Below are 2,277 nucleotides of genomic sequence, written 5' to 3'. Positions count from 1 at the left end.
AAAAAGCGGTGAATGTTCTTTTCCCTAATAGCGGAAAGCAAATGGCCCGCTTTTTGTTCATCAGGATGAAGCGCAAGATTCAACTTTTGTATCAATTCTTGTCCTGATAATCGATTGCCTGGCGCTCCCTTTGGACAATCGATGCGGGCTTCGCAAACCCTCCCGTCCGCAAGAAATGCACGTACAATCGTAAAACGGCCTTTTGGAACAGCTTTCGGATCAGGGCGGATCCCGGCATCATAAACACGGTGAATCCGCTCCATAAACGCCCGGATGCCGCTTGGGATCGGCTCGCTGCTGAAGCGGTCTGCCGCAAGCTTCTGACCGTTCAAAGCAAGGGAGATGACGTACTCAACGCTGAAGCGGCCTTCTTCCCCTGTTGCGGGACGGCTTTCTGTTAAAGCGGCATCTCCCCCAGGAGGAAAAACAACTTCAACCCTTTCCGTCTTTTCGGCAGAGATCTCATGCTCAGCTATAAGATGGCGAATGGCATCTGCTGCGTGGTGTGCTGCAGAGCAGAACGGGTAAATTTTAAACCACAGTCCAGGGTCAACGATTCTCCACGGCGCCCCCCAATGGTTTAACAATGAATGTTGTGCTTTTTCCAAATGGCCGTACAGACTAAAAAAACCGAGTTCTCCATCAAGGGCCGCGTCCGAGCCCCCAAAGCCCGACTGAGCCAGCTTAACGGCAAACAACCCGGACCGGGCAGCAAGCCCGGCGTGCAGAGGCTTCATTTCCGTACCGAACTGTACCCTCATTCCCGCTGATTGAGAGGCGGCAAAACCGATCGCTCTTTCAAGCTCTTCAATGGATAGGTTTTCTGCATAACCTGCTGCACAGGCTGCAGCTATAGCGCCAAGCGTCCCTGTGTTGTGCCAGCCTTTTTCATAGTGCCGGCCGCCAATCGATTCGCCAAGCCTCGCCATGACGTCTACCCCTAAAATATAAGCGCCGAAAAAACGTTCATCCTCCCCGCGGGAAGCCTCGGAAGAAAGAAGGGCAGGCAATATGACCGCGCTCGGATGACCCCTTACATCGGAATGGACGTCATCAAAATCAAGCGCATGTGCCGTAAATCCATTAAGCAGCGCTGCTTGTAATGGAGATGCTTTTTTTCCTTGGCCGATAAGGGGAACGATCGGTTTGCCGCCTTCCCCCTCGAGCAAGTGCAGCAGTTTTTTCACGCCGCTGTCGTTTCTTCCTGCATAAGCTGCGGCTGTGAAATCGAGCAGGCCCTTCTCTGCTTCACGCATCGCATCAGCGGCATCCTCAGGACGCGAAGATATAACGGCATGAGCCAGACTTTTTGTCAGCTCTCGTCCATTCATTTGACCGTCTCCAGCGCGATGACAGCCAGCTCGGCAAAATAGCGGGCGGCCGTCTTTAAAGCCGCTTCGTCCAATGTAAATGCCGGATGGTGCCATTCTTCTGTTCCGCTGGTCCCCATCCAAACAAAAAAGCCCGGAATTTTTCCCCGGTAAAGAGCGAAGTCTTCTCCGCCGGGGGACTGTTCGGCCTGGACGGTTTGATAGCCGAGACGGGATGCCGCTTCTGCTGCCACCGTAAAAAAGCGGCCGTCATTCTGAACGGAAGGCAAATATGGGAACCAGCGGAATTCAGCCCGAGCCCCAAAGCCGGCTGCAATTCCCTCGGCCACCCGTTTCATATGTTCCGGCACAGCCGATCTAGCTTCTTTTTGAAAGGTGCGGACAGTACCTTCCATTTCTACTTGGTCCGGAATTACATTCCACGAGCTGCCGCCCTGTATTCTTGTAATGCTGACGACGGCATTTTGCAGCGAGCTGATATTGCGGCTGACAACCGACTGCAAGCCGCTGACGATCTGGCCTGCCGCGGCTATGGGGTCGACGCTGTTGTCCGGAATGCCGGCGTGCCCGCCTTTACCTTTAACCGTGATCTCGAATCGGTCGACGCTCGCCATTAAGGCTCCTTCCTTCAATCCGATCGTGCCGACTGGCAAATCGGGCTTATTATGCATGCCAAAAATGGCGGAAACCCCGTCCAGCACTCCTGCTTCAATGACCTTTCTTGCTCCAGCGGCAATTTCTTCTGCGGGCTGAAAAATGAAGCGGACCGTCCCTATGAATTCGTCCTTTCTACGGTTCAGCAAAATGGCTGTTCCGATGATCGAGGCAGTATGAAAATCGTGTCCGCACGCATGCATTTTTCCTTCGTGTTTAGAGGCAAACGGAAGGCCAGTCTGTTCCTGAATCGGAAGCGCATCGATATCCGCCCTCAGCACAATGACGGGTC

At 53.6% G+C, this 2,277-nt stretch carries 2 protein-coding genes; both read right to left on the bottom strand.

Annotated features, from left to right (window positions below; genetic code table 11):
* Positions 1-1,331 (bottom strand): MmgE/PrpD family protein (locus tag BTA31_RS22255; protein ID WP_076794307.1); only part of this gene is annotated, 1,331 nt, incomplete at its 3' end.
* On the bottom strand, positions 1,328-2,277 hold a 950-nt coding region (locus tag BTA31_RS22250; protein WP_076794303.1), incomplete at its 5' end, for an amidohydrolase. The genes BTA31_RS22255 and BTA31_RS22250, both read right to left, overlap by 4 nt.

The sequence above is a fragment of the Bacillus haynesii genome (assembly GCF_001969855.1).
Classification (GTDB): Bacteria; Bacillota; Bacilli; order Bacillales; family Bacillaceae; genus Bacillus; species Bacillus haynesii.
Note: the sequence above shows the minus strand (reverse complement) of the source record. Positions and strands in the feature narration are given on the sequence as shown.